This window comes from Nesterenkonia marinintestina, from assembly GCF_025420485.1.
GTDB classification, from domain to species: Bacteria; Actinomycetota; Actinomycetes; order Actinomycetales; family Micrococcaceae; genus Nesterenkonia; species Nesterenkonia marinintestina.
In genome coordinates this window covers 1-24,254 of record NZ_JAOEFD010000003.1, presented here as the reverse complement: position 1 = coordinate 24,254, position 24,254 = coordinate 1, and the positions used below count along the sequence as shown (strand labels likewise).

Genomic DNA, 24,254 nt, shown 5'->3' with positions numbered 1-24,254 from the left:
GTCAGCCGAGTCCGAGACGACCGGACAGCGTCCGGGCGCGGGCGCCCAGGCCCCATCGGGTGACGTTGATCATCGCTTCGACGACGATGTCCCCACTCATCTTGGAGTCTCCGACCTCACGCTCCTTGAAGGTGATCGGCACTTCCCGGATGACCCGACCGTTCTGCGCGACCCGGAACGTCATGTCGACCTGGAAGCCGTAGCCCACCGACTCGATGGTGGAGAAGTCGATCTCCCGCAGCGTCTCGGCCCGGAAGACGCGGAAGCCCGCGGTGATGTCACGGACCTTCAGCCCGAGCATGGTCCTGGAGTACAGGCTGCCCAGCCGAGAGATGATCTCGCGGCGGATCGGCCAATTGACCACCGATCCCCCCGGGACCCACCGGGAACCGATGACCAGGTCCGCCTCATCGATGCGTGCGAGGAGGTCGGGCAGCTGTTCGGGCTGGTGCGAGCCGTCGGCGTCGAGCTCGATCAGGGCGTCGTATCCCCGTTCGAGCCCCCACCGGAAGCCGGCGATGTAGGCGCCGCCGAGCCCGTCCTTCACCCTCCGGTGCAGCACGTGGATCTGGGGGTCCTCGGTGTGCATCCGCTCGGCGAGGCGTCCGGTGCCGTCGGGGCTGTTGTCGTCGACGATGAGGACGTCCGACTCCGGGACGGCGGCACGCAGGCGCCGGACCGTCACCGGCAGCGCATCGATCTCATCGTAGGTGGGGATGATCGTCAGGATCTTCACAGCCGGCTGTCCGTCCCTTCGCCTCACGGTCTCACCCGGAGAGTCGCTCTCCGAGTCGGTGTCGGGTCACTCGGGGGCCGACGTCCCGATGTGCCGACCGAGGTCAGTCTATGTGCCCGACGGTCTCCGCCGCTGGTGCCCGGACCACCGTGTGACCGGCGATCACGGTGCGCCGGACACGGGGCAGCTCGGTCCCGTCGAGGTATGGGAGCAGCGGGGTGCGGGCTCGGGCGTCGGTGCTCCAGGCGGCCGTCCGGCTGTCCGGAGTCTGGACCGCCAGCGAGTCGACGTCCCACAGCGCGTACGTCGCCGCCGAGCCGGGGTTCAGCTGACCGGCCGGCTGTCCCGAGACCATGCGGTGCGCACCTCTGACCTGGGCGTTGAACGCCGCACGGACGGAGACCGGGTCCTCGGCGCGATGCACGTGGGCGGAGACCAGCTCCCAGGGGCACTGCCCCTCCCCCGGCGCCGCGCTGGTGGGGACGCCCGCCTTCAGCGCGGCCGATAGGTGTCCCGGTCCGTAGAGGACGACGTGCACTCCGGTGCCGATCAGTGCCTCCCAGTCGTCGATGTCCGGCGAGTCGAACCCGAACAGCACCGTCGGTCGGTCGGCAGGCGGGCGCCTGCCTGCTTCCTCGATCAGGCGGCGACGCATTCCGGTGACGACGTGGACCACCGTCGAGGGAGCGGCCCCCTGTGGCAGGGACAGCACCAGCTGACGTCCGTCCTCGGCGCACCGGAGGGCCACGGGCAGGATGCTCGCACCCGGATCCTCGGCGGACCACAGTGAGGTCGGAAGTCCGATCGCCGTGACTGCGTCGGAGCCGGCCTCGCGCTCCCCCACGGCGTCTGCGAGGCGGGCCGCCGACCCGTCCCGCCGGGCTGCGGCGTCGGTGAGCTCCAGGACCGGATGGATCGTCACCGGGTGCTCGGCGGCGATGCCCAGGAGCGTCGCGGCGGCCGTCAGAGCTTCCGGGTCCTGGTCGTCGAGTCCGTCGATCACCAGGCGGAGGGTCGCCGTGCCCCCTTCGGCCGCGGCGTCGAGGGCGGCCTCCAGCTCGGCGGCCGAGGTGCCGACCGGACGTCGCAGCCACCCGAAGAACGCCGGAGCCGCCAGCGCCGCCCCGCCGTCCTCGACGACGGACCGCTCGTCGCGTAGCCGCTCCGCGGTCTCCTCGGAACCGACCCAGGCGACGACCCCGTCCTCGACGATCATCGCCTCGGCGTAGGGTTCGGCGGTCGAATGGACGGTCACGTTCGTCATCAGGTGCGGACCTGCTGCGTCAGTCATCTTCGTCGTCCTCTTCAGTGATGTCCTTATCATTCGGGCCGTCCTCGCCGCCACCGTCGGCGTCATGCAGGACCGACGGGCCGACGCTGGAGTAGGCCACCACTCCTCGACCGATGAGGTCCACGGCCTCATGACACCTCTGGGCGAGCTTGGCCGAGGTGTGGGGTGCCCGTCCCAGCTGGTCCAGCACGTCGATGCACTGCCGTGCCCATCGGACGAAGTCGCCTGCCGCCAACGGCGAATCCTCCAACGAGCTGCGCAGGCTCCGGCCGCTGGCCCAGGCATACATCGGGGGGATCAGGCCCAGCTCGGGAGCCGGGGTGGGATCGAGGTGATGGCTCTTTTCGCGGGACTCGAGGTCGGCGTGGACGTCCACGGCGGTCCGGACACCCTCCGCCACCGCACGTGTGGGCATCTGCGGCATGGCCCCCTCGTCCTCACGTTTGGCCTGATAGACCAGCGCGGTGCTGAACGCGGCCAGTTCGGCGGGTTCCAGGCGAGTGAACACGCCCCGTTCCTGGAGGATCTCGGTGAACAGGTCCCGCTCGCCGTAGATGCGGCGGAGCCGCTCGCCGCGTCCGGTCACGCCGAAGGCCTCCACGTCGCCCTCTCCCGGCAGGACCGGCTGGTCCGTGACCGTCGTGCCCCCGTCGTGCTCAGCGCCTTCGTCCTCGACCCGGCGCAGATGTCCCAGATCTCCGAGCACCGCGCAGATCCTGTCGAAGGTCTTGGCGATCGACCCGGTCCGACGGTCGATGCGGCCGCGGAGCTGATCGGTCTCCCGCCGCAGCTTCCACCATCGTTCGGCCCATCGGGCGTGGTCCTCACGGTCGGAGCAGCCGTGGCACGGGTGGCGTCTCAGCTGTGACTCCAGCTCCTGGAGGTCCTCGGATCCCTGCTCGACGAATCCGAACCCGGCCGTCGGGGCGTCGGACCGCGGAGGTGTGCGGTCCCGCAGCGCGGCGCGCATCGTCGAGGCCAGGTCGCGTCGGACCTTCGGCACCTTGACCTGGGGCTTCCGCGGAAGGCGGATGGTGCTGAGCACCTCCGGGGGCTGTGAGAGGTCCTCGACGGTGAGCTTGCGCAGCTGCCCCTCCGCGGTGATGACGCTGGGGCGCGGGTCGTGCTCGGGCGCACTGTGGACCACCAGGCATTCGCGCAGCCGCCGACGACCGCCGGTGACCTCGATGACGTCTCCGGGGCGCAGCGCGGCCAGCACGCGGACCAGCTCTCGACGACGCTGCCGGTTCTTCGCCTTCGCCCGGTCCTTCTGCAGGGCGCTGACCCGCCGTCGGAGCGCGGCGTACTCGGCGAAGTCGCCCAGATGGCACTGCATCGACTCCTCATAGCCGCGCAGCGAGGACTCGCGGTCGGCCACCTCGCGCGCCAGTCCCACCACGGAGCGGTCGGCCTGGAACTGCGCGAACGAGGACTCGAGGATGGTCCGGGCCCGCGCCGTGCCGAACTGCGCGGTGAGGTTCACCGCCATGTTGTAGCTGGGGCGGAAGCTGGAGTTCAGCGGATAGGTGCGCTTGGAGGCGAGGCCGGCGACCTGTCGGGGGTCCATCCCCGGGTGCCACACCACCACGGCATGGCCTTCGACGTCGATGCCCCGACGTCCTGCCCGCCCGGTCAGCTGGGTGAACTCGCCGGGGGTGATGTCGACGTGCTTCTCGCCGTTGAACTTGTCCAGCTTCTCCATGACGACCGTACGCGCCGGCATGTTGATGCCCAGCGCCAGAGTCTCGGTCGCGAAGACGACCTTGAGGAGCCCTTCGGCGAAGAGCTCCTCGACCAGCTCCTTGAACGGCGGCAGGAGTCCCGCATGGTGGGCGGCGACTCCGTGGACCAGCGACTCGCGGAAGCTGTCGAAGCCGAGCACCGAGAGGTCCTCGGCCGGCAGCTCCCAGCCGACGGCCTCGACCCGTGAGGCGATCTCTGCGGCCTCCTCCCGCGTGGTCAGGCGCAGGTCGGCCTGCAGGCACTGCTCCACCGCGGCCTCGCATCCGGCCCGGGAGAAGATGAACGTGATGCACGGCAGCAGCCCGGCCCGGTCCAGTCCCCGGATGAGCTGGGGGCGGTTGAGCCGACGCCCCTGCGGTGCTCCGGAGATCCCTGAGACGTCGGCTCCGCCTCCGCTGCGGGGTCCCTGTCCCCGTCCGTCGCGCCGACCGCGGCCCCGCGATCGGTGCCCGCCCGAGCGTCGCGAGGGTGGTACCTGGTGCCGATGGGTCAGACGCTGCAGCTCCGGGTTGACCAGCAGGGTGCTCGGATCCGCGGCTGCCTCGTCGATGTGCCGCCCGCGACGGTCTGCCGAGGATCCGCCTGCGGCGTCGTCCTCGGTGAGGAAGAGGTCGTAGAGGTCGCGGTCGACGTACATGTGCTGCCACAGCGGGACGGGGCGATGCTCGGAGACCACCACGGCGGTCTCGCCGCGCACGGTGTCCAACCAGGCGCCGAACTCCTCGGCGTTGGAGACCGTGGCCGACAGGGCGGCGAGCTGCACGTGGACCGGGAGGTGGATGATGACCTCTTCCCAGACGGCTCCGCGGAACCGGTCGGCCAGGTAGTGGACCTCGTCCATGACCACGTATCCGAGGTCCCGCAGCGGCTCCGCATCGGCGTAGAGCATGTTGCGCAGGACTTCGGTGGTCATCACCACGATCTGCGCATCCCCGTTGACGGCGGTGTCACCGGTGAGCAGTCCGACCCGCTCCGATCCGTACTGCTGGACCAGCTGGTGGTACTTCTGGTTGGACAGCGCCTTGATGGGGGTGGTGTAGAAGGTCTTGCGGTCCCGGGCGATGCCCAGGTGGACGGCGAACTCGCCGACGATCGTCTTGCCCGCCCCGGTCGGCGCGGCCACCAGCACGGTCTGGCCGGCCTCGAGGTGTCGGCAGGCCTGCAGCTGGAACTCGTCGAGGTCGAACTCCTGACCTCTTCGGAAGGCCCCCAGCTCGGTCCTGGCCTCGGCGTTCCGTCGTCGCGCTGCGGCATAGCGCTCGGCCGGTGAAGTCATGGCCTCCAGCCTATGGCATCACCGCCGAGGTCAGCGCCGCCACCATCGCCGACGTCACTGAGCGGACCCATGTCCTAGGGTGAGGCTGTGACCGACCGCCCCACCGCCGCCCAGCTGTTCCCGCTGCGCACGGTGGTGTTCGGAGGGCTCGTCCCCTCCTTCGTGTTCAGCCTGGGGGTCGGGGCGATGCTGCCGATCATCGCGCCCGCCGCGGTGGACCAGGGGGCGTCCCTGGCGACGGCCGGCCTGATCGCCGCGATGCTTCCGGTCGGTCAGATCCTGGCCGACGTGCCCGCAGGAGCACTGGCGGCACGGATCGGCGACCGGGCGGCGATGCTCATCGCCGCGGCGGCGGCCGCAGTGGGGTTCCTGGTCGCGGCGTGGGCACCGTCTGCGGCGACGCTGGCGGCGGCCGTGCTGCTGGTCGGGGCGGCGAACTCGGTCTTCCAGCTGGCTCGGCACTCCTATCTGACCGCAGTGACGCCGGTCGGACATCGGGCCCGTGTGCTCTCCACGCTCGGCGGTGCCATGCGGATGGGTCAGTTCCTCGGTCCGTTCGTCGGTGCACTGGTCATCCACGGAGGCGAACTGCGACTGGTGTTCGTGGTCGCCTGCACCACGGCGGTGCTGGCCGGACTGGTGGTCGCGCTCGCAGGGGCGGCGAAGACCGACGACCCTGCCGGACCCGGATCTTCGACCGCCGCCGTCCGCGTCAGTCTGCGTGAGGTCTTCCTGGCCCGGCGGCGCCTCTTCGCGACCCTGGGGACCGCCGTGGTCCTGATCGGCTGTCTTCGCGGTGCGCGTCAGCAGGTCATCCCCCTGTGGGGTGAGCACCTCGGCCTCGATGCGACGACGATCTCCCTGATCTTCGGTCTCGCCGGCGGTCTCGATGTGCTGATGTTCTATCCGGCGGGAAAGGTGATGGACCGATTCGGCCGCCTGTGGATCGGGGTGCCAGCCATGCTGATGCTCGGTGCCGCGACGGCGACCCTGCCGCTGACATCGTCCGCGGGGCAGATGACGGCTGTGGCGATGCTGATCGGACTGGGCAACGGACTGGGATCCGGGATCCTGATGACGGTGGGCGCCGACGTCGCACCGGCGGACGCCAGACCGCAGTTCCTGGGTCTGTGGCGCCTGCTGCAGGACAGCGGGCTTGCCGTGGGGCCGCTGATGCTCGCCGGCGGAGCGGCGCTGGGCTCGCTGGCCGCCGGCGTGCTGACTGCCGCCGCGATGGGCCCACTGGCCTCCGCCGCCCTGGCCCGGTGGCTGCCGCGCTACTCCGACGAGGCCTCGGGACGGACGAGACGCCGTGCGGCCGGACGCTGAGGCCGGTCACATGTCATCGTTTGCGTTTTAGTCATGCCTAAATCTAGGCTGACGCCATGCCGCTCCCCCCTGTCCGTCGATGCGGCCTCCTCCTCGCGACGGTGATGCTGCTCGCCGCCTGCACCCATCAGGCGCCGGAGTCTGACAGCTCCGACGAGGGCGACCCGCCGCTGGTCCTCACCACCTTCAGCGTGCTGGAGGATATGACGTCGGAGGTCGCCGGCGACCGCATCGACGTCCGAACGATCGCACCGCGGGGCGCTGAGATCCACGAATACGATCCCAAGCCCTCAGATCTGCGCACCGCCGCCGAAGCGGACCTCATCCTCTCCAACGGGCTCGGTCTCGAGGCCTGGTACGACAGGTTCCTCGACCAGGTCGAGGCCGAGAACGTCACGGTCAGCCGGGACGTCGACCCGATTCCGGTCACCCGTCTGCCCGGTCATCCGGAGACGGCCGAGGACCTCCCGGCCAACCCCCACGCCTGGATGTCCCCCTCCCTGGCCCAGGAGTACGTCTCGACCATCGAACGGGCGCTCACCGACCTCTCCCCCGAGGACGCCGACCACTTCTCCTCTCGGGCGGAGGACTATCGGGGGCAGCTGCGGCAGATCCACGACGAGGCCCGCACCCGGCTCGACGCACTCGACGGTCCGGCGCACCTGGTCACCTGTGAGGGCGCATTCAGCTATCTGGCCGAGGACCTCGGCCTCGAGGAGCACTACCTGTGGCCGGTCAATGCGGGCACGGAGGGCACCCCGCAGCAGGTCGAAGCCCAGATCGAGTACGTCAGAAGCCACGACGTGCCCACCATCTTCTGCGAGTCCACCGTCAACGACGCCGCGCAGCGGCAGGTCGCGGAGGCGGCGGAAGTCGAGATGGGCGATCCGCTCCACGTCGACTCGCTGACCGAGGAGGACGGCCCGGCCCCGACGTTCCTGGATATGCTCCGCTACGACATCCACAGGATCATCTCCGGAGCGGAGTCTGTTGAGGAGGCCGACGACGCCGAGGACGAGACCGAGGACGAGACCGAGGACGGAGACGACGCATGAGTTCCCTGGCCGCACTGCGGGTCCAGCACCTCAGCGCCGGCTATCCCGGCGTGCTGGCACTGGAGGACGTCGGGCTGACCGTGGACTCGGGCAGCCTCTGCGCGCTGCTGGGGGCCAACGGTTCGGGGAAGTCGACCCTGTTCGCCGCCCTGCTGGGCCTGCGGCGCCCCTTCTCCGGGCGGGTGTCGATCTTCGGGCGCAGCCCGTCGAAGGCCCGACGCACGAATCTGGTCAGCTATCTGCCGCAGCTCGACGCCGTCGACCATTCCTTTCCGCTCTCCGTCGGACAGCTGGTCATGATGGGGCGGCATCCGCATCAGGGGCTCACCCGTCGTGTCCGTGCCGAGGATCGTCGCGTGGTGGACGCGGCCCTGGACCAGGTCGACCTGCTGGAGCTGCGTCATCGGACGGTCGGAGAGCTCTCCGGCGGTCAGCGGCGCCGGGCACTGCTGGCCCGATCCATCGCCCAACAGGCACCGCTGATGCTGCTGGACGAACCCTTCGCCGGCGTCGACCGGGCCTCCGAGGACCTCATCGTCGAGGTGCTGCACACGCTGCGGGACGCCGGCACCTCGCTGCTCGTCTCGACCCACCACCTCGAGGGGGTGGACTCGCTGGCCGACGAGGTCGTGCTGCTCCACCGACGTGTGCTGGCCTCCGGACGTCCCGCGGAGGTGCTCACCGAGCAGCAGCTGGCCCGTGCCTTCGGCGCCGTGCTGGCCTCGGACACCGATCCCCGTCCGGAGCCTGAGACCGACGCCTCGGGCGACGGGGCCGACGATCCGACGGAGAGGACCGCACCGTGATCGAGCTGTTCGTCGCCCCGCTGGAGTTCCCGTTCATGCAGCACGCGATGATCGTCGCCGTCGTCGCCGCCGCCGTGTGCGGCCTGCTGTCCTGCTGGCTGGTGCTCATGGGCTGGTCGCTGATGGGTGAGGCGGTGGCCCACTCGATCCTGCCCGGCGTGGTGCTGGCCTCACTGTTCGGTGCGCCCTTGGCCGTAGGTGCGTTCGTCTTCGGGATGGGCGCGGTGCTGCTCATCGGGGCGGTGGGTTCGGCCCCTGCGCTGAGGCGTGACACCGCCATCGGGGTCGTGTTCACCTCACTGTTCGCCGTGGGCCTGGTGCTCATCTCGGTCACACCCACCGAGACCCAGCTGCAGCACATCCTCTTCGGCGACGTCCTGGGCACCTCCCGCAGCGACGTCATCACGGTGGTGGTCCTGGGTCTGGGCACCGCCGCCGCACTGCTGATCAGGCGCCGGGACCTCGTCCTGTTCGCCTTCGACCGGACCTACGCCCATACGGTGGGCCTGTCGACCCGGGGGTTGGCGGCCCTGCTGCTGGCGCTGCTGGCGCTGACCACCGTCACCGCGCTGCAGACGCTGGGAGTCATCCTGGTGGTGGCCATGCTCGTGATCCCCGGTGCCACCGCACTTCTGCTGTGCCGGACCTTCGGTCGGATGCTGGTGGTCTCCTCCGTCGGTGCGGCGGGATCGGCCGTGGTGGGCCTCTACTCCAGCTATTGGTTCGACGTGGCCTCCGGCGCGGCCGTGGTCCTCACCCAGTCGGTGCTGTTCACCCTGGCCTATCTCTTCGCCCCCGGCCGCGGCCTGCTCGCGCGGCTGACCGAGGGCCGACGGCATCGCCGCTCGGGGGCCTCCGGGATCGCCTCTACACTGGACCCCGACCGCATCGCCGCCGAGAGGACATCATGAGCCCGCGGACCTCCCACCAGGGCCGCTCGACGCGCACCTCCTCCGCCACCACCTCCGTGGAGGACTACGCCAAGGCGATCTACGGTCTGAGCGAATGGGACGGCACCGCGGTGACCGCCTCGGACCTGGCCAAGGCGCTGGGGGTGTCGAACCCCTCGGTGTCGACCATGGTGCGGAAGATGTCGGAGCTCGGGCTGGTCGACCACCGCCCGTACGCTCCCCTGCGCCTGACGGCGGAGGGGCGGCGGCTCGCGCTGGCGATGGTGCGTCGGCACCGGCTGATCGAGACCTGGCTGGTCCGTGAGATGGGCTACGGATGGGACGAGGTCCACGACGAGGCGGAGCGGCTGGAGCATGCTGTGACCGACCGGTTCGTCGAACGCCTCGACGAGCGTCTGGGTCATCCCGGCGTGGACCCGCACGGTGACCCCATCCCGACTCCGGACCTGGTGATGGAGCATCCCCAGACGGTGCTGCTCTGCCGGACCGAGTCCGGGGCGAGGGTGCGGCTGGAGCAGGTCGACGACTCCGTGCCGGAGGCCCTGCGGCTGCTCGAGGATCGGCGACTGACGATCGGCGCCGCCGTCGAGGTGATGCGCACCGAGGGTCGGGACGTGCTGGTCGCGGCCCCCGACGGAGACCTGCGGCTCAGCCACGAGGTGGCGCATGCCGTGCGCGTCTCCGTGGCGGATCGGTAATACCCTGAGATGGTGCCCGCTCCCGCCGATCCTCAGCCCCAGACTCTGGACCACCGCCGCATCCCCCTGCGCACCCTGCTGCCCCTGGTGGCCCTCGGCGGCGCGGTGGGTGCGCTGCTGCGGTTCGGGCTCGGCGAGCTCCTCCCCGAACAGGGCATGAAGTTCCCCTGGACGACCCTGCTGGTGAACATCTCCGGCTCCGCCGCCCTCGGGCTGCTGGTCGGTGTGGCGGCGGTGCGCACGAAGACCCCCGCGTGGGTGGTGCCGACGCTGGGCACCGGGCTGCTGGGCGCCTATACGACGTTCTCCACGATCATCATCGTGCTGCTCCCCTCGGTGCCCGGGGCGGCGCTGGACTCGCTGACCACGGTCACCTACGTCTCCCCCGGCATCCTGGAGGCCGGGGCCTACCTGATGATCAGCCTGATCTTCGGCACGATGGCGGCGGCGGCCGGACTGGTGTGCGCCCGCGGCATCTTCGGGTACCTGGGGCAGGACGCCGAGCGACGGGCCGCCGGCCGCGGCGGGACGGGGGGACCCTCATGACCACCACCGTCTCCCTGGCCGTGGTGCTGGGCATCGCCCTCGGCGGCGCCTTCGGTGCGGCGATGCGCCTGCTGCTGGACAGATATCTGCGCGGCGGAGTGCTGATCGCCAACACCCTGGGGTGCTTCGTGCTCGGATTCCTGTTCGGAGAGTTCTCCGTCCTCCAGGCGGAGGACGCGACGATGGACCTCTGGATCCCAAGCGAACCGGTCCTCGCGGTGGTGGCGATCGGTCTGGTCGGGGCTCTGTCGACGTTCTCGACCGTCTCGCTGCGTGTCGCCCAGCTGTGGATGGACGGGCGCCGCGGGCGTGCGCTGTTCACCTGGACCAGCCACGTGCTCTGCGGGATCACCGCCGGGGTGCTGGGCGTGGCGGTCTCCGGGATGCAGGCGTTGGGCTGATGCCGCAGATCACCGAGGACCTCACTCGCCCGATCACCGATGCAATGATGGTCTACCCCGGAGACCCCGAGGTGCGCCTGGAGCCGGCCCTGACGCTGCAGGACGACGGCGTCGCGGTGGCCCGGCTCAGCTGCGGTGTGCAGACCGGGACCCATCTGGACGCGCCATGCCACACCGTGCCCGGCGGTCGCACCGTCTCTGAGGTGGGGCTCGAGGAGCTGTGCGGTCCGACGCTGGTGCTGCACCTGGATGCGGGGCGCGACTGTCTGGCAGACGTCGACGACGTCCGGGGCGCGCTGGCGCGGGCCGGCTGCGGCGACGCCGGGGACCGCCTGCCTCCCCGGGTGCTGCTGAGCTTCGGCTGGGACACGCGCTTCGGCACCGGGGAGGCCCTGCGGCACCCGGCGGTGTCGGGTCAGGCGGCCGAACTGCTCTGGGACACAGGCATGCGCGTGCTGGGCACCGATGCGCTGAGCCCGGACCCCACCGGGGTCCAGGGGGCGGACGGCTTCCCGGTGCACGATCTGGTCCTCGGCCGCGACGGACTGATCGTGGAGAACCTGACCCGGCTGCGGTCGCTGCGTCCGGGCGTCCACCGGGTGGGGATGTTCCCTCTGCCGCTGCACGGGGTCGACGGCGCTCCGGTGCGTGCCGTGGTCTTCGGCGCCGACTGACGCCGCTCCCCCGTCGGGCCGGGGCCTCGCATGTATCATGGTGAGTCGGCTCCGCGCCCGGAGCCGAGGCGTCAGACCGTACGGAGGAGGTGGCGGCGTGGCTGCGAAGAAGCAGAAGAAGGGTCCCAAGGACCCGAACAACCATGTGGTCGCCACCAACCGGCGGGCACGTCATGACTACGAGATCCTGGACCGCTATGAGGCGGGCCTGGTGCTGACCGGCACCGAGGTGAAGTCTCTGCGTGAGGGCCAGGCCGCCCTGACCGACGGCTTCGCCTCGTTCTCCAATCCGACGGAGATGTGGTTGGAGCAGGTCCACATCCCCGAGTACCTCAACGGCACGTGGACCAACCATTCGGCCCGCCGGAAGCGCAAGCTCCTGCTGAACCACCGGGAGTTGGACAAGATCCAGCGTCAGATCGAGGGCAAGGGCTACACGGTGGTGCCCCTGCAGCTGTACTTCAAGGATGGTCGGGCGAAGGTCGAGATCGCCATCGCCAAGGGTAAGCGGGAGTTCGACAAGCGGGAGACGCTGCGTCGGAAGCAGGACGACCGTGAGGCCCAGCGCGCGATGCGTCAGCGCAACCGCGGCGCCGCCTGACAGGCCGTACAGTCCGCACACACACAGAAGGCGCCTCCCCAGAATCGGGAAGGCGCCTTCGGAATGGGTGGAGACGGCGGGAATCGAACCCGCGTCCGATGTGGATTCTCATGGGCTTCTCCGGGTGCAGTCTGCAGCAGGGTGTTGCTCGGCCCCAGCCATCATGCAGACGAGTGGCTGTCCCGGGCCCATCCGTGTCATTGTCGTGATACTCCCCCACGGAAAAGGGAGCATCACCAGTGGCTGTCTAGCTGATGCCAGACACTGAGGCGACAGCGACCTCAGGCTGACAGACTTGCGCTGGCTGGTTTATCAGGCAGCCAGGGCGAAGTCAGTGCGCTTAGAATCGGCACTTATTGGGTTGCAGAGGGTATTTACGAGATCCTCTTGCTTCCTCGACCCGCTTCCCCATGATCAACTCACATCGTCGAAACCGATCGTCCCCTTATGCGGTTCTCAAAAGACCGTCCCGCCCGGATTCTCTGTTCCGGGCAGGTAACCAAGTATAGGTCACCGATCCGGAGGGTGTGAAGCGACGCGGCACGCTCCCCGTCAGACGCGCAGGTATCGCCGCACGGTGAGCCAGGAGGCCAGAGCCGCGAGCACCAGGGCGATGAGCACCAGGATCGGCATGATGACCCAGGAGGCGGAGGAGTCGACGAAGCTGATCCCCGGGACCTGTCGGGCCAGCCACTGACCGAGGACGAACTCGGCGATCACCCACGTGGCGGCACAGGCGAGCAGAGCGCCGATGAGTGCGGCCAGGGACCCTTCGAGGATGAACGGCAGGCGGATCATGGACTTCGAGGCCCCGACGAGACGCTTGATCCCGGTCTCACGACGCCGGGAGAAGGCCGACAGCCGGATGGTGGTGGAGACCAGGAGGACCGCACACACGATCATGACTGCGGCGATGATCAGCGCGACCATGGTCATCCCGTTGAGGATGCCGAACACCTGGTCCAGGATCTCCTGCTGGTCGGCCACACTCTCGACCCCCGGAGCGGAGGCGAACAGTTCGGTCACGACCTCGTACTGTTCGGGGTCCTGAAGGAGGATGCGGAAGGATTCGGGCATGTCGGAGGCCTCGACGGCCGAGGACTCGGCGTCCTGTCCGCGCTGGTCCAGGAAGTTCTCCAGCGCCTCGTCCTGGGACTCGTAGCGGAAGGAGTCGACGTACTGGCTGGCGGCTCCGTCCTCCAGAGAGGCTTCGACGGCGTCGCGCTGGTCGTCGGTGACGGCTCCGGCGGGACACGCCGAGGGGGGTGAGTCCTCGGTGCAGAGGAACACCGAGACCTCGAGCCGTTCGTGGAAGTCGTCGGTCATCCGGTCGACCTGGGTCTGCATCAGGGCCGCCGCGCCGACGAACGTGAGTGAGATGAAGGTGACCAGGATCAGCGCCGAGACCATTGCGACGTTGCGTCGCAGGGAGGTGAACGTCTCTCCGAGCATGTGCAGCAGCATCAGCGCCCCCTCTCCTCGAAGCTGACCTCGTCCTCGTCACGGTCCAGGGAGTCGAGCTCATCGAGCTCCGCCTCGTCCGCCTCTCCGGCGGCGTCGTCCCGTTCGAGGTGGCCCTCCTGCGCGACGCCGGTCAGCTCGGCGCCGTCGACTCCCGCCGGTGCCGGCGTGGCCTCGTCCGGGTCGGCGGCGCCCGGCCGTCGCTCCTCTGGCCAGGTGACTCGGTACGCCTGGGCGGCCTCGGCGCCGCGGTCGGCGGCCGACTCCTCTGACGGCTCCTCCTCGCCGGGGTCGCCACGCTCGCGGTCAGGCAGGTCGGTGTAGTCCTCGGCGCCGGCCGGGCGCGGATCGATGGCGCGCAGCCCGGGGCCGGCCTCCTGCTCGTCGAGCAGCTTGGAGGCTTCTGATCCGCGCGGGGGGTCGTAGGTGCCCTGGGCGTCGTCGCGTACGAGGACTCCGTGGTGCAGCTGGACGACTCGGCGACGCATCTGGTCGACGATGGGTCGGTCGTGGGTGGCCATGATCACCGTGGTGCCGGAGGCGTTGATCCAGCGAAGGATCTTCATGACTTCGGCCGAGGCCCGCGGGTCCAGGTTCCCCGTCGGTTCGTCGGCGAGCAGGACTGCGGGTTCGTTGACGATGGCCCGGGCGATGGCCGCACGCTGCTGCTCCCCGCCGGAGATCTCGTGGGGGTAGCGTCGCCCGAGGTGGTCCAGGCCCACCTTCTCGAGGACCTCGGTGACCCGTGCCCGGGTGTCTGCGCGGCGGGCGCCGATGACGCTCATCGCGAAGGCCACGTTGTCGTAGACGGTCTTGTCCGGCAGCAGGCGGAAGTCCTGGAAGACCATGCCGATGGTGCGTCGATACCCGGGCACCCGGCGTTCGAGCATGAGGCCGAGGTTCTGGCCGGCGACGGTGAGCCGTCCCCGCTGGGGCAGGCCTTCGCGCAGGATCATGCGCAGCAGGGTGGACTTGCCGGACCCGGAGGCGCCGATCAGGAAGACGAAGTCTCCGCGGTCGAACTCGATGCTGACGTCGTCGAGGGCTGGGCGCCCGTCGCGCTCATAGCGCCGGGTGACGTGTTCGAAGCGGATCATCGACTACCGGTCCTCCGGGCGGCTCAGTCGTCGTCGCCCTGGGCGCGCCAACGGATGCCGGCGTCGATGAAGCCGTCGAGGTCTCCGTCGAGCACCGCCTGGGCCTGACCGGTCTCGTGCTCGGTGCGCAGGTCCTTGACCATCTGGTACGGGTGCAGGACGTAGGACCGGATCTGGTCTCCCCAGGAGGCCTTGATGTCTCCGGCCAGGGCCTTCTTCTCCGCGCTCTCCTCCTCCTGCTTGAGCAGCAGCAGCCGGGATTCGAGCACACGCATGGCGGCGGCGCGGTTCTGGATCTGGGACTTCTCGTTCTGCATGGAGACCACGGTGCCGGTGGGCAGGTGGGTCAGGCGGACCGCGGAGTCGGTGGTGTTCACCGACTGGCCGCCGGGCCCGGATGAGCGGAAGACGTCGACCTTCAGGTCGTTCTCGTCGATCTCGACGTGGTCGGTGCCTTCGATCAGGGGGATGACCTCCACGGCGGCGAAGCTGGTCTGTCGGCGCCCTTGGTTGTCGAAGGGGCTGATGCGGACCAGGCGATGGGTTCCGGCTTCGACGGAGAGGGTGCCGAAGGCGTAGGGCGCCTTGACCTCGAAGGTGGCGGACTTCAGGCCCGCCTCTTCGGCGTAGGAGGTGTCCAGCACGGCGACCGTCCAGTCTCGGGTCTCGGCCCATCGGCTGTACATCCGCAGCAGCATCTCGGCGAAGTCTGCGGCGTCGACGCCCCCGGCTCCGGCGCGGATGGTGACCACGGCTTCGCGCTCGTCGTACTCGCCGGAGAGCAGGGTGACGACTTCGAGGGACTCGAGCGCCTTGGAGATCGAGGCGACCTCGGTGACGGCCTCCCGCCGGGTGTCCTCGTCGCCCTCCTCCTCGGCCATCTCGACCATGACTTCTACGTCGTCGATCCGCTGGGTGAGGTCGGTGATCCGGCGGAGCTCACCCTGGCGGTGGGAGAGCTGGGAGGTGACCTTCTGGGCGTTCTCCTGGTCGTCCCAGAGGTCCGGGGCCGCGGCCTGCTCGGAGAGCTCGTCCACGTCGGCCCGGAGTCTGTCGACGTCGGTGACCTCGGTGATGCGGTCCATGGTGGCGCGCAGGCTGCGCAGCTCGGCCGGGAAATCAGTCTCTGCCATAACGTGTACACACTACCGGCTCGGGGTGCGGCGTCTGCGGAGGCTCGACCCGTCGACCCGGACCTCGTCAGCGCCGCAGTGTGACCCGTGCATGCGATTCCGCCGTGACGGTGACCTCGGCAGGCAGCACGGCTGAGACCATCGGCAGCTCTGCGGAGGTCGCAAGTTCGATGTGCGCCGTCCGCCCGCCGTCGGTGACCCGGACCCCGGTGATCTCGACCCCGTCGAAGCGATCGTCGGCACCAGAGGTGTAGAGGTACTCCTCGGCCGCGGCCAGTGCCTGACCTTCGGAGACGGTCGGACGGGCGTCGCCGGAGGCCGTCGCGCTGAGTGAGGCGGCCGAGGCCGCACCGTCGGCCGCGGCGAGGAGGCGGCGGGACTCGAGGTTCACCGAGGTGGCGCCCACGACGACGGCGACGACGCTGAGCACGAGCAGCATCATTCCGAGGAAGAGCACGGTGCTCTGGCCCTCCTCATCCTCCGGCGCGATCATCTCCCGCTCACTCATCGTGTCCGCACCTGTGCCGAGGTGGATGACACGGTCGCGAGCGTCGGGTCCCAACCCCCGATCGAAGACAGCACGGGCACCGGAACCGTGATGTCCACAGTCACCATGATGAGATCACCGTCCTGCTCGCAGCCGCCGCTCGGGCACTCGATGCTGACCTCTGCCTGCGACCTGTCGATGTCGAAGTCCTCGAGCACCGCGGCGACCGCGGCCTCAGCCCGGGCATCGGCCTCGTCGTCGGTCGCCTCGCCGCCGGCCTGCATCTTCGCCGCCTGGTCTGCTGCGCCGACGGAGGCGTACGAGGCGGACTGCAGTCCGGACAGGGCGACGATGAGATACACGACCGGAACCATGACCACGGTGGCCAGCACCACGAACTCGATGATGGAGGATCCTGCGTCGTCACGGACGGATCCGAGGCGGCGCCTCAGAGCAGTTCGAACGTCAGTCATACTCATAGGCGCTGCCGCTCACCTCCACCTCACCGACTCCGGGACCGAGGCCGAGCACGGGGACCGCGGAGCGCACGCTCACCCGAAGCGTCCGCCCGTCGTCGCCGTCGATGTACTCGTAGGTGACGTCTTCGGCGTGATCGGCGCTGATCGTGGCGTCGATCAGGTCTCGGGTCCGCTGCACCCCGTCCTCCGGATCACGGTCCTGGAGCGCGCCGAACCGCGCCCCGGTCGACGCGGCGTCGGTCAGCGTATTGCGGACGTGGACGAACACCGCCAGTTGGATGATCGTCACGGTGAGGAGGACGAGGAGGGCGGCGACCATCGTGAACTCCGCCGTGGCCGCCCCGGACTCACTGCGTGCGGCGCCCGGTGATGACCGGGTCACTGGGAGACGTTGCTGATGGCATCGTTGAAGAGCCCCTCCAGCGCAGGCTGCGCGACGGCCAGGAGGCCGGCCACCAGCACGGCGCTCATCAGCGTGATCATGACCCAGCCGGGGACATCCCCCTGCTCGTCACGGACTCGCACCATGAGAGTGCTGAGGAACCCGGCCGTCGGCTCGGAGGAGTCCGGTCGGTCGTTCGCATCGATGTGCTGCATTGATCTTCCCTTCTTTCGTACCTCTCATATGTGGAACTCTCAGCGTTCTGAGGATCGACGGCAGTGCCGGGCGGGTGACCCCCGTCGAGCCTCTTCGGCCCTTCTGATCTCATACGCCGATCGACAGCAGTTCGACTCCGGGATAGACGGCGAACACCACGGTCAGCGGCAGGACGCCGAAGACGAGCGGTACCATCATCGAGATCTCCTTCTTCCCGGCGATCTCCATCAGTTCACGCTTCGACAGGTCCCGGACGTCCTGGGCCTGGGCGCGAATCACCTCGGCCAGCGGAGTCCCACGCTCCATCGCCACGATGATGCCCTCGAGGAATCGGGTGATCGGTGCCGAGCTCACGCGCACCGACATGCGCTTCAGCGCCTCGGCGAAGCTGGCGCCGGCCTGCATGTGACGCTGCACCCGTCGGAACTCCGTGTTCAGCTCGCCTCGGGAGATGCGGCTGACCCGTTCGAAGGCTCCCGGAGCGCTCTCTCCCGCGCTGACCGCCAGGGCGATCATCTCGGCCACAGTCGGAAACTCCGACAGCATGCGCGTATGTCGGCGGCGGATGCGCGCAGAGAGAAGGGAGTCGCGCAACCCGTATCCGAGCACTCCCGCGGCCAGTACGCTGACGACGGCCAGAGCAGGATGGAAGGTGTCTGCCACCAGCGCCATGATGTTTCCCGCCACGGCGACGACGCAGACCGCCGCCGAGAGGACGACCTGCTGCAGCCTGTAGTCCGCGACGGTCAGCGCAGAATCGGCCTGCTCCAACCGTGATCTGAGCTGGTCCGAATCTGAGACGACCCGCTCGATCTTCTGTCGCGCCGTGTCCAGGACCGGAACGAACAGTCGTCCTGCCGCACCGAAGGGGACGGCGCGCGGCTCAATGCCGCCGAACAGATCCGTGGCCGTGGTCGAGGAGCGCAGGTGAGGCGCCACACGGTCGACGAGTCGCGGCTCATTGAGCACGGGGAGGGAAGTGAGGACCACCAGCAGCCCCACACCGAGGCCGACCCCGGCCACGAGCGCCCACGCGATCGACGTAGTCACAGCAGCACCCTCGCTTCCGTCGGGAGGGCACCCATGCGGAGCATCAGGCGGTAGCACACCACGGAGACGCACAGTCCGACGGTGAGGACCATCAGGCCGGTCATCGTGCGGTAGGCCTCGGCGGCATCAGGCTGCGTCGAGATCAGCAGCACCACGATCCACGGGGCGGCTACGGCGAGCTTCGCCGCGTTCACGGTCCATGACTGCCTGGCTTCGAGCTCGCTGCGGGTCCTTGCGGACTCCCGAAGAAACTCCGCAAGAGTTCCGAGCAGTCGACCGAGGTCCGAGCCCCCGACCTCACGGGTGATGGTCAGGGAGATGACGATGCGGTCCCCCACCGGATCGGCGAGACGCTGCTTCAGCCGGTCCAGCGCCGTCTCCATGTTCTGTCCTGAGCGGTAGTCCTTGGCGAACTCGACGAACGGCTCACGAAGAGGCTCGGGGCCGGAGGTCCCCAGCTGAATCAGCAAGTCTTAGAGACGTAGCAACATAGGAAGACCCCCGCAGGACTGCAATCCCCGGGGGTCTGGAGGACCGCAACACGGGCGGTCCGTCAGGGTCAGTCTATCCAGGGCTGTACTCCTGCGGTAGTCCCGTTGAGCAGTGCTCCGGGCGCTCTTCTCGATTCTCAGCCTCAAACCGATGAATGCCGGTGATATCCACCCGAACCCTGGGGAACCGGACCAGGGAGCCTCAGACGGCCGTCTACAGGCTAGGTCACAGCTGCTCGACGCTCCGGTCTCCGGGGGGTCTAGGAGTCGTGAGCGAATGTCGCAGAGCGTGGACGGGGGCGGCGGGCTTTCATGGGGAAGGGGACCGAGAGAATCCAGCCCCGGCGTCAGCCGGGACCGCTTCAATCTGACAGATCTGTCGAATCCACCAGAGGAGAGAACAATGACTACGGCAACCGTCGCGCACGTTGAACAGATCGCCCAGCTGCTCGGAGTCGAGGCTCACGAGATCATGGCCCTGGGTAACCCCCAGCCCTCGACCGAGGCGGACACCAGCGCAGCCCGTCTGCGGCGGATCGCCGCAGAGCTGCTTGCGGAGGCAGATCGGATGGAGCAGAAAATGGCAGATCCGCCACGTTCCCAGCCTCCCGTCAATCGTGTCTATTAGACACAGTTTCCGGTCGTCCCGTATTGGGTACATTGTTACCAATAGGAGCACGGCGGGAACGGCTTCTAATAGAACCCAATCTAAGACGACGGTGCCGCTAACATCGCGCCACTCCCATGCAAGTAGCAGGCGGAATTGTGTACATTGTCAACAATTCCCAGATCAGCCGTGACATTGTCACGCTTGAACCTGCCGAGGGTGGGGCCTAAACCTGACAGGATCCTGCCAGGTTTCTCAGGGCAGGCGTGGGGGAACTTTGCACATTGTCATTGATTTCAGATCCGGACCTAACTGACACCGAGCAAGACGGGGTAATCCAAACGTTTGGATTACCCCGCACCCGTGAGTCCGGTGGTCCCCATGATGACGGATCCGTCACTATGGCGGGTGGACCCGCACAGAGTGAGACCCCCCGTGCTCGTTGATTCACGGGGGGTCTCTCCGTCGGCTGATGAGAGAGGGGGAAGCAGAACCCCCAGCCGACGGTCCCGGGCGACACCGGACCTGGCAGAGCAGGTCACCCGGGGGTCTAAGCGCCGCGGTACACCGCGGTGAACTCTCTGTGATGCGGTCGCCCTTGGGCGGTGTGGGTCTGGACCTTGCCCTCTATCTCCATCTCCGCGTCGCCCCAGACGATCCTGGAGCTGTTGGAGAACTCCGGGGCGGCCGCGGGCACGATGATCCGGTAGCGGCCTGTCAGGACCAGGGAGAGCCTGTCCGGGTCCTCTGAGCCGGCCGGGAACACCTGGGCGGGGATGTCGGTGTCCTCGTAGGTGGTGATCGGCTGTCCCCACCTGTCATGCGTGGTGGCGGCCACCCGCACGGTGATGGTGTCTTTGAGGATCATGACGCCCGTTTCCGGTACCGGTTGAGGACCATCGTCTCGGCCAGGGACCAGCCCTTGAACCCACCGGAGTAGCGGACCGCGCCGACGGAGTAGTGGATCTGCTCGGGGTTGGCGACCAGCCGTGCTGCGGCGGTGGTGATGACCGCTGCGACGTCCTCGGCCACACCATCGGCGGTGAATCCGTTGCCGCGGGTGTAGGCCCGGGCCATCGCGGTGACGATGGGGACGTGCTCCTGGGCCAGGGTGGACACGCCCGTGTGTTCCCCGCCCTGGCCCAGGAAATCTGCCACGTCCTGCCCGGTGGGCAGTGCGACGTAGGTGTTCATCACTCGCCGCCGTCGCCGCCCATGACCACCACGGCCTCCGGGCGCAGCAGACCGAGATCCCACCGGGTGGTGACTCGGATGGCCTGCTGGTCGAACTCCGCGTAACGCTGGTCCAGGATCTTGACCGACGGCGCGGTGTCGCGGACCACCGCGATGGTGGAGAAGTCCGCGAGGATCGCCGTGCCCGCGGGGATTTTGTTCGAAACGGTCACCGGGACCCCGAACAGCCGATAGGTGGCGTCGCGGGTCAGGTCCGACTCCAGCAGGTAGCGTCCGTTTCCATCCTTGGCCTTGCGCAGGGTGATGAAGTCCCCGCCGTTGACCAGCAGCCGGTTCGCGGTCACCTCAGCGGCGGAGAGCAGCGCCTGGGCGTCGAGGAAGGCGTCGGGCTCGGAGGCGTCGAACGCCGCCGACTGTGTCCCATCCTGGTGCAGGATGCCGGTGATGCTGTCGTTGGTCCCGTCGCCGGCCAGCAGCTGGTCATCCAGCATCTGTGAGATGTCGTTGACCATCCGGGCTTTGAGCACCGCGTCGAGGCCGACGATGGCCTGCCGGGCCAGCTCGTTGCTGTACCGGGTGATCGACTTGATCGACTTCCGGGACTCGGGCATCAGCCGGATCTCTCCGAACTCGGCGGAGAAGTCGTCGGGGATCTGCTCGGACTCACCGACCACCGCGGGGGTGCCCGATCCGACCAGGGTGGGGATCCGCAGCGGAGAGGCGGAATCGAAGATCTTGGGGCCTGCGGCGAGCACCACGGACTGGGCTTCGAGGGGCTGCAAGAGCATGGAGGAAACCTGCTCCTGCAGGAGCTCTGGGGCGTCAGCGCGGTTCATTGCCATGAGAAAGCTCCTAACGGTTGAGGTTCGAGATACGTGGTCATCACGCACCTGCTGGTGTGACCTCGGCCCGCCAGGAGCCTAGAGAGGGCCGGCCTCCAGGACCGACCCTCCCAGGATACCCTACCGGGGTATTACTTTGCATCCGTGTCGGGGGTGCCCCTGGCGATCTGTGCGAACGCCCGGGTGTAGCGGATCGCGGACTCGCGGGACAACGGGGTGTCGAACCCCTTACGCGTCCGATAGTCCATCTCCGCGGCGATCAGCTTCTCCAGCGCCTCGTACAAGGTCGCCGCGAGGCGGTCCCGTGCGCTCATCCTCCCGCTCCCGCCCGCAGCAGGCCCGCCAGGTCCACAGATGACGGATCATGCGGCTGTGCTCCCTGTCCGATGGAGCCGTGGGGCTTGCGGGCGGCGAGGTGGGGTTTGCGGGCCACCAGGTCGTCCAGGGCCGCTGTGAGCGCGTCCTGGTCCTCCAGGTGCTCGGGATCGAACGGGAGGTCGGTGGGGTCGGCCAGGCGTCTGGTGGCCGCTGTCAGGGCCGTGTGCAGCCGGTGGGCGTACTCGTCGGCCTGCTGGGCGCGCTGGCGGTAGCGGGCGCTCTCATCGCGCAGTTTCTCCACGTAGTCGCGGGGGAAGGTGTCGGGCTCCTGCGAGTCCTCCTCAGGGGTACTCGCTGAACGCGTACCCTCATCTGAACTGAGGGGGCGGGTACTGTCCGTGCCCTCGGGGGTCTCATTTGAAATGACACCCTTCTCGGAGGTCGCGTTCGAAACGTGACCTCCCCCATCCGCATCTGAAATGCGGTTCGGCGTGGTCGGATCTGAGATCTGACCTGCCTGCTCCTGCTCGGTGGTGTCGTGGTCGGTCATGGTGTCTCCTCTCATCGGGCCAGGCGTTGTGCCTGGGCTTCGGTCTGGTAGTTCCGGCTTCGGACGTTGATCTGCGGAACGGGGTGGCACCTGCAGCCGGTGTGACGCGGCATCCGGTGCGTGGGCTGGAAGACCCGTCCCTCGCGCCACCACCAGGTGCACAACTGACAAGCTCCGGTGTCGAGGCCGCGGGTCCACCCGGTGACGGTCTTCTCCCTCTGCATGGCCTGCTGGAACCCGTCCGATGCGGCCTCCATCGGTTCCGCAGTGGCCAGCCGGTCCAACTGCATGTGCGTGTCTTGGGAGGCCGCGAGGATCGTCGCCAGGGCTGTGGAGAGCCGGTCGGCCTGGGATTCCGGCAGGGTCGCCGCCAGGGTGTAGGGCCGGCCGGTGGCCTGCTCGGCGTAGGCCCGGAAGTAGGCTTCCCCGGCTGCGGTGCCGCGCTGTCGGGCCACGTCCACCACGGTGGCCGCGGTGTCGATGAACTCCTCCCGGGTGATGGTCCCGGCCTCCATCAGCTGGTGCAGGCCGAGCAGGGACTTCGACGCCTGGGCTCCTAGGGCGTCCACGACCTCCTCGTAGAGCTTCACGAGGTCATCACCGCCCCGATCTCGGTCCCGGCCCGGTCGAGGGCTTCACCGCGACGCTGTGCCCTGATCCGGGTGATCTCGTCCTCGGTGTAGCCAAGCCGTTCCAGGGCGGTCGTGGCAGGCAGCAATCCGGCGGTGTAGAGCTTGACCACCGCATCGGCCTCCTGTGCCGCGGAGCGGGTGGCAGGGTCGGCCCAGGTGATGCTCACGTTCGCGGCCCGCGGGTCGGTGCCGGTGGCCACCGCGTGGGCCAGGTCCATGACCTTCTCCCAGGCCCGTCCGAACGTGGCCTGTCGGGCCTCGCACCGGGCGGTCAGAGAGGCCTCAGCGGCCCGCAGACCGTCCGCGCTCGGCGGCTGGTTCCCGGTCACTCCCACGTAATGCGCCGGCAGGCTGGAGACGGCCATGATCTGGGAGACGATGGAGCGAATCGCGGTCTCGTAGCTGTTCAGGTCAGAGGCCGGCAGCTGCCCGAACTTCGAGTCCGGAGCCTCGGAGATCATCATCTTGTCCGACTCCGGATAGGGGTTGGTGACCTCGCCGTCCTCGTCCTCTTCCAGCTCGATTCCGGTGGCCCAGCGGCGCGGGCGGGCGTAGTTCTCGGAGCCCACCATCAGGTCCGCCAGAAGCTTGTTCAGCGAGTCCTGCAGCGGGACGATATCCCGCAGCTCGGAGACCCCGGATTCCAGCAGCCGGTCGGAGTTTCGGAACTCCACCACCGGGACCACTCCGAGGGGGTTGGCCACGGTCTCGGCGGCGGTGAACTGTGAGGCCGCGGTCGCCCCGTGAGACTTCGAGGTGTACCGGGTGATCCTCTCCGGCTCGTAGACCACGGCTGCGGTGCCGGTGGGGGTCTCCCACTTCTTCACCGCGGCGGTGATCTGCCGTGTGCCGGGGTCACGTCGGGCGATCATCTGGTGCGCGGATTCCACCGAGATCGAGGGCCGGCCGGTCTCATCGGCCCAGACGATGACGAACGCGGAGCCCAGGATCAGCGCCTCCCGGTGCAGGGTCGCGGAGAGCTGGTCGAGGTCGCTCGCGGCCCAGGTCTCCCACAGGGCGGGGTCGGGGGCTCCGTCGCGGGTGAAGCCGGTGACGCGCAGCCGCTCGGCGATGGAGGTCACTGCCAGCCGGCAGTAGTTCGCGCTCATCCGGGTCAGCCGGTTGGACAGGGCCTCCCGGGCCTCGGGGCTCATGAAGCTCAGCGGGGTGTCCCCGGCGTAGTAGGCGTCCAGGGTGGCCAGTCGGTGGGCGCGACCGTCGAGGTCCTGGCCCAGGGCCTGCAGCAGT

Annotated in this window: 28 protein-coding genes, 1 other RNA gene and 1 pseudogene; 10 read left to right on the top strand and 20 right to left on the bottom strand. The window is 68.7% G+C overall.

The window, feature by feature from the left end; translation table 11 throughout:
* Nucleotide 1: 1 nt before the first annotated feature.
* From N7E59_RS03495 to N7E59_RS03485, 3 genes are all read right to left on the bottom strand, one after another.
* The gene (locus tag N7E59_RS03495) at nucleotides 2–736 is read right to left on the bottom strand and encodes a polyprenol monophosphomannose synthase (protein ID WP_261623530.1); all 735 of its coding nucleotides are present in this window, start codon (nucleotides 734–736) and stop codon (nucleotides 2–4) included.
* Between the two features lie 103 nt (nucleotides 737–839).
* Nucleotides 840–2,027 carry a hypothetical protein gene (locus tag N7E59_RS03490; protein WP_261623529.1) on the bottom strand — a complete coding sequence of 396 codons (1,188 nt, stop codon included), beginning with the start codon at nucleotides 2,025–2,027 and terminating at the stop codon, nucleotides 840–842.
* Nucleotides 2,020–5,046, bottom strand: a complete 3,027-nt coding sequence (locus tag N7E59_RS03485; RefSeq protein ID WP_261623528.1) for a DEAD/DEAH box helicase — start codon at nucleotides 5,044–5,046, stop codon at nucleotides 2,020–2,022. Before N7E59_RS03485 ends, N7E59_RS03490 begins: the two co-directional genes overlap by 8 nt.
* 87 nt (nucleotides 5,047–5,133) lie before the next feature.
* On the opposite strand from N7E59_RS03485, the gene N7E59_RS03480 reads away from it, so the two are divergent.
* The 9 genes from N7E59_RS03480 to smpB all read left to right on the top strand — a co-directional run bounded on the left by N7E59_RS03480 (nucleotide 5,134) and on the right by smpB (nucleotide 12,067).
* Nucleotides 5,134–6,375, top strand: a complete 1,242-nt coding sequence (locus N7E59_RS03480) for an MFS transporter (RefSeq protein WP_261623527.1) — start codon at nucleotides 5,134–5,136, stop codon at nucleotides 6,373–6,375.
* 56 nt (nucleotides 6,376–6,431) lie between these two features.
* Nucleotides 6,432–7,430 carry a metal ABC transporter solute-binding protein, Zn/Mn family gene (locus N7E59_RS03475; protein ID WP_261623526.1) on the top strand — a complete coding sequence of 333 codons (999 nt, stop codon included), beginning with the start codon at nucleotides 6,432–6,434 and terminating at the stop codon, nucleotides 7,428–7,430.
* Nucleotides 7,427–8,236, top strand: coding sequence for a metal ABC transporter ATP-binding protein (locus tag N7E59_RS03470; protein WP_261623525.1), 810 nt, complete (start codon nucleotides 7,427–7,429; stop codon nucleotides 8,234–8,236). The genes N7E59_RS03475 and N7E59_RS03470 overlap by 4 nt, the downstream gene beginning before the upstream one ends.
* Nucleotides 8,236–9,147 carry a metal ABC transporter permease gene (locus N7E59_RS03465; protein ID WP_261623702.1) on the top strand — a complete coding sequence of 304 codons (912 nt, stop codon included), beginning with the start codon at nucleotides 8,236–8,238 and terminating at the stop codon, nucleotides 9,145–9,147. Before N7E59_RS03470 ends, N7E59_RS03465 begins: the two co-directional genes overlap by 1 nt.
* Nucleotides 9,144–9,845 (top strand): metal-dependent transcriptional regulator, encoded by a 702-nt coding sequence (locus tag N7E59_RS03460; protein ID WP_261623524.1) that lies wholly within the window; start codon nucleotides 9,144–9,146, stop codon nucleotides 9,843–9,845. Before N7E59_RS03465 ends, N7E59_RS03460 begins: the two co-directional genes overlap by 4 nt.
* Before the next feature lie 12 nt (nucleotides 9,846–9,857).
* Nucleotides 9,858–10,391: a fluoride efflux transporter FluC gene (locus N7E59_RS03455; RefSeq protein ID WP_261623523.1), complete on the top strand. Its 534-nt coding sequence runs from the start codon at nucleotides 9,858–9,860 to the stop codon at nucleotides 10,389–10,391.
* Nucleotides 10,388–10,792 carry a FluC/FEX family fluoride channel gene (locus tag N7E59_RS03450; RefSeq protein WP_261623522.1) on the top strand — a complete coding sequence of 135 codons (405 nt, stop codon included), beginning with the start codon at nucleotides 10,388–10,390 and terminating at the stop codon, nucleotides 10,790–10,792. The genes N7E59_RS03455 and N7E59_RS03450 overlap by 4 nt, the downstream gene beginning before the upstream one ends.
* Complete coding sequence (locus tag N7E59_RS03445; RefSeq protein WP_261623521.1) at nucleotides 10,792–11,466, top strand: cyclase family protein; 675 nt, start codon at nucleotides 10,792–10,794, stop codon at nucleotides 11,464–11,466. The genes N7E59_RS03450 and N7E59_RS03445 overlap by 1 nt, the downstream gene beginning before the upstream one ends.
* A 97-nt stretch (nucleotides 11,467–11,563) precedes the next feature.
* Nucleotides 11,564–12,067, top strand: coding sequence for an SsrA-binding protein SmpB (smpB, locus tag N7E59_RS03440; protein WP_261623520.1), 504 nt, complete (start codon nucleotides 11,564–11,566; stop codon nucleotides 12,065–12,067).
* A 65-nt stretch (nucleotides 12,068–12,132) separates the two neighbouring features.
* Here smpB and ssrA read toward each other — a convergent pair.
* From ssrA to N7E59_RS03390, 10 genes and pseudogenes are all read right to left on the bottom strand, one after another.
* Nucleotides 12,133–12,512, bottom strand: a transfer-messenger RNA (tmRNA) gene (ssrA, locus tag N7E59_RS03435).
* 107 nt (nucleotides 12,513–12,619) lie between these two features.
* Entirely contained in the window at nucleotides 12,620–13,531 is a 912-nt protein-coding gene (ftsX, locus tag N7E59_RS03430) for a permease-like cell division protein FtsX (RefSeq protein ID WP_261623519.1), read from the bottom strand.
* Nucleotides 13,531–14,625, bottom strand: coding sequence for a cell division ATP-binding protein FtsE (gene ftsE, locus N7E59_RS03425; RefSeq protein WP_261623518.1), 1,095 nt, complete (start codon nucleotides 14,623–14,625; stop codon nucleotides 13,531–13,533). The genes ftsX and ftsE overlap by 1 nt, the downstream gene beginning before the upstream one ends.
* Nucleotides 14,626–14,648: 23 nt before the next feature.
* Nucleotides 14,649–15,758 (bottom strand): peptide chain release factor 2, encoded by a 1,110-nt coding sequence (gene prfB / locus N7E59_RS03420; RefSeq protein ID WP_261623517.1) that lies wholly within the window; start codon nucleotides 15,756–15,758, stop codon nucleotides 14,649–14,651.
* A 67-nt stretch (nucleotides 15,759–15,825) separates the two neighbouring features.
* Nucleotides 15,826–16,266, bottom strand: coding sequence for a pilus assembly protein TadG-related protein (locus N7E59_RS03415; protein ID WP_261623516.1), 441 nt, complete (start codon nucleotides 16,264–16,266; stop codon nucleotides 15,826–15,828).
* Nucleotides 16,263–16,718 carry a hypothetical protein gene (locus N7E59_RS03410; protein WP_261623515.1) on the bottom strand — a complete coding sequence of 152 codons (456 nt, stop codon included), beginning with the start codon at nucleotides 16,716–16,718 and terminating at the stop codon, nucleotides 16,263–16,265. Before N7E59_RS03410 ends, N7E59_RS03415 begins: the two co-directional genes overlap by 4 nt.
* A complete protein-coding gene (locus N7E59_RS03405; protein ID WP_261623514.1) occupies nucleotides 16,711–17,106 on the bottom strand; it encodes a TadE family protein in 396 nt (131 codons plus the stop codon). Before N7E59_RS03405 ends, N7E59_RS03410 begins: the two co-directional genes overlap by 8 nt.
* Nucleotides 17,103–17,321, bottom strand: a complete 219-nt coding sequence (locus N7E59_RS03400; RefSeq protein ID WP_261623719.1) for a hypothetical protein — start codon at nucleotides 17,319–17,321, stop codon at nucleotides 17,103–17,105. Before N7E59_RS03400 ends, N7E59_RS03405 begins: the two co-directional genes overlap by 4 nt.
* Nucleotides 17,322–17,430: 109 nt before the next feature.
* On the bottom strand, nucleotides 17,431–18,372 hold the full coding sequence (locus N7E59_RS03395) for a type II secretion system F family protein (protein WP_261623513.1): 942 nt from the start codon (nucleotides 18,370–18,372) through the stop codon (nucleotides 17,431–17,433).
* Nucleotides 18,369–18,845 (bottom strand): annotated as a pseudogene (locus N7E59_RS03390) (type II secretion system F family protein); the annotation flags it as partial. The gene N7E59_RS03395 and the pseudogene N7E59_RS03390, both read right to left, overlap by 4 nt.
* Nucleotides 18,846–19,266: 421 nt before the next feature.
* On the opposite strand from N7E59_RS03390, the gene N7E59_RS03385 reads away from it, so the two are divergent.
* Nucleotides 19,267–19,491 carry a hypothetical protein gene (locus N7E59_RS03385; protein ID WP_261623512.1) on the top strand — a complete coding sequence of 75 codons (225 nt, stop codon included), beginning with the start codon at nucleotides 19,267–19,269 and terminating at the stop codon, nucleotides 19,489–19,491.
* A gap of 529 nt (nucleotides 19,492–20,020) precedes the next feature.
* Here the strand turns inward: N7E59_RS03385 and N7E59_RS03380 are convergent.
* The 7 genes from N7E59_RS03380 to N7E59_RS03350 all read right to left on the bottom strand — a co-directional run.
* Nucleotides 20,021–20,338, bottom strand: coding sequence for a hypothetical protein (locus N7E59_RS03380; protein WP_261623511.1), 318 nt, complete (start codon nucleotides 20,336–20,338; stop codon nucleotides 20,021–20,023).
* On the bottom strand, nucleotides 20,335–20,664 hold the full coding sequence (locus N7E59_RS03375) for a hypothetical protein (RefSeq protein WP_261623510.1): 330 nt from the start codon (nucleotides 20,662–20,664) through the stop codon (nucleotides 20,335–20,337). Before N7E59_RS03375 ends, N7E59_RS03380 begins: the two co-directional genes overlap by 4 nt.
* Nucleotides 20,664–21,500, bottom strand: a complete 837-nt coding sequence (locus tag N7E59_RS03370) for a phage major capsid protein (RefSeq protein WP_261623701.1) — start codon at nucleotides 21,498–21,500, stop codon at nucleotides 20,664–20,666. The genes N7E59_RS03375 and N7E59_RS03370 overlap by 1 nt, the downstream gene beginning before the upstream one ends.
* 137 nt (nucleotides 21,501–21,637) lie before the next feature.
* Nucleotides 21,638–21,820: a hypothetical protein gene (locus N7E59_RS03365; RefSeq protein ID WP_261623509.1), complete on the bottom strand. Its 183-nt coding sequence runs from the start codon at nucleotides 21,818–21,820 to the stop codon at nucleotides 21,638–21,640.
* Nucleotides 21,817–22,374, bottom strand: a complete 558-nt coding sequence (locus tag N7E59_RS03360) for an FUSC family protein (protein ID WP_261623508.1) — start codon at nucleotides 22,372–22,374, stop codon at nucleotides 21,817–21,819. Before N7E59_RS03360 ends, N7E59_RS03365 begins: the two co-directional genes overlap by 4 nt.
* An 11-nt stretch (nucleotides 22,375–22,385) precedes the next feature.
* Nucleotides 22,386–22,964 carry a VG15 protein gene (locus N7E59_RS03355; RefSeq protein ID WP_261623507.1) on the bottom strand — a complete coding sequence of 193 codons (579 nt, stop codon included), beginning with the start codon at nucleotides 22,962–22,964 and terminating at the stop codon, nucleotides 22,386–22,388.
* Nucleotides 22,961–24,254 (bottom strand): phage portal protein (locus tag N7E59_RS03350; protein ID WP_261623506.1); only part of this gene is annotated, 1,294 nt, incomplete at its 5' end. The genes N7E59_RS03350 and N7E59_RS03355, both read right to left, overlap by 4 nt.

Coding starts and splice junctions, on each gene's coding strand:
- N7E59_RS03490 (WP_261623529.1), bottom strand. CDS start 2,027: ATGACTGACGCAGCAGGTCCGCACCTGATGACGAACGTGACCGTCCAT.
- N7E59_RS03485 (WP_261623528.1), bottom strand. CDS start 5,046: ATGACTTCACCGGCCGAGCGCTATGCCGCAGCGCGACGACGGAACGCC.
- N7E59_RS03475 (WP_261623526.1), top strand. CDS start 6,432: ATGCCGCTCCCCCCTGTCCGTCGATGCGGCCTCCTCCTCGCGACGGTG.
- N7E59_RS03470 (WP_261623525.1), top strand. CDS start 7,427: ATGAGTTCCCTGGCCGCACTGCGGGTCCAGCACCTCAGCGCCGGCTAT.
- N7E59_RS03460 (WP_261623524.1), top strand. CDS start 9,144: ATGAGCCCGCGGACCTCCCACCAGGGCCGCTCGACGCGCACCTCCTCC.
- N7E59_RS03450 (WP_261623522.1), top strand. CDS start 10,388: ATGACCACCACCGTCTCCCTGGCCGTGGTGCTGGGCATCGCCCTCGGC.
- N7E59_RS03445 (WP_261623521.1), top strand. CDS start 10,792: ATGCCGCAGATCACCGAGGACCTCACTCGCCCGATCACCGATGCAATG.
- ftsX (WP_261623519.1), bottom strand. CDS start 13,531: ATGCTGCTGCACATGCTCGGAGAGACGTTCACCTCCCTGCGACGCAAC.
- ftsE (WP_261623518.1), bottom strand. CDS start 14,625: ATGATCCGCTTCGAACACGTCACCCGGCGCTATGAGCGCGACGGGCGC.
- prfB (WP_261623517.1), bottom strand. CDS start 15,758: ATGGCAGAGACTGATTTCCCGGCCGAGCTGCGCAGCCTGCGCGCCACC.
- N7E59_RS03415 (WP_261623516.1), bottom strand. CDS start 16,266: ATGAGTGAGCGGGAGATGATCGCGCCGGAGGATGAGGAGGGCCAGAGC.
- N7E59_RS03410 (WP_261623515.1), bottom strand. CDS start 16,718: ATGACTGACGTTCGAACTGCTCTGAGGCGCCGCCTCGGATCCGTCCGT.
- N7E59_RS03400 (WP_261623719.1), bottom strand. CDS start 17,321: ATGCAGCACATCGATGCGAACGACCGACCGGACTCCTCCGAGCCGACG.
- N7E59_RS03385 (WP_261623512.1), top strand. CDS start 19,267: ATGACTACGGCAACCGTCGCGCACGTTGAACAGATCGCCCAGCTGCTC.
- N7E59_RS03380 (WP_261623511.1), bottom strand. CDS start 20,338: ATGATCCTCAAAGACACCATCACCGTGCGGGTGGCCGCCACCACGCAT.
- N7E59_RS03375 (WP_261623510.1), bottom strand. CDS start 20,664: ATGAACACCTACGTCGCACTGCCCACCGGGCAGGACGTGGCAGATTTC.
- N7E59_RS03370 (WP_261623701.1), bottom strand. CDS start 21,500: ATGAACCGCGCTGACGCCCCAGAGCTCCTGCAGGAGCAGGTTTCCTCC.
- N7E59_RS03365 (WP_261623509.1), bottom strand. CDS start 21,820: ATGAGCGCACGGGACCGCCTCGCGGCGACCTTGTACGAGGCGCTGGAG.
- N7E59_RS03360 (WP_261623508.1), bottom strand. CDS start 22,374: ATGACCGACCACGACACCACCGAGCAGGAGCAGGCAGGTCAGATCTCA.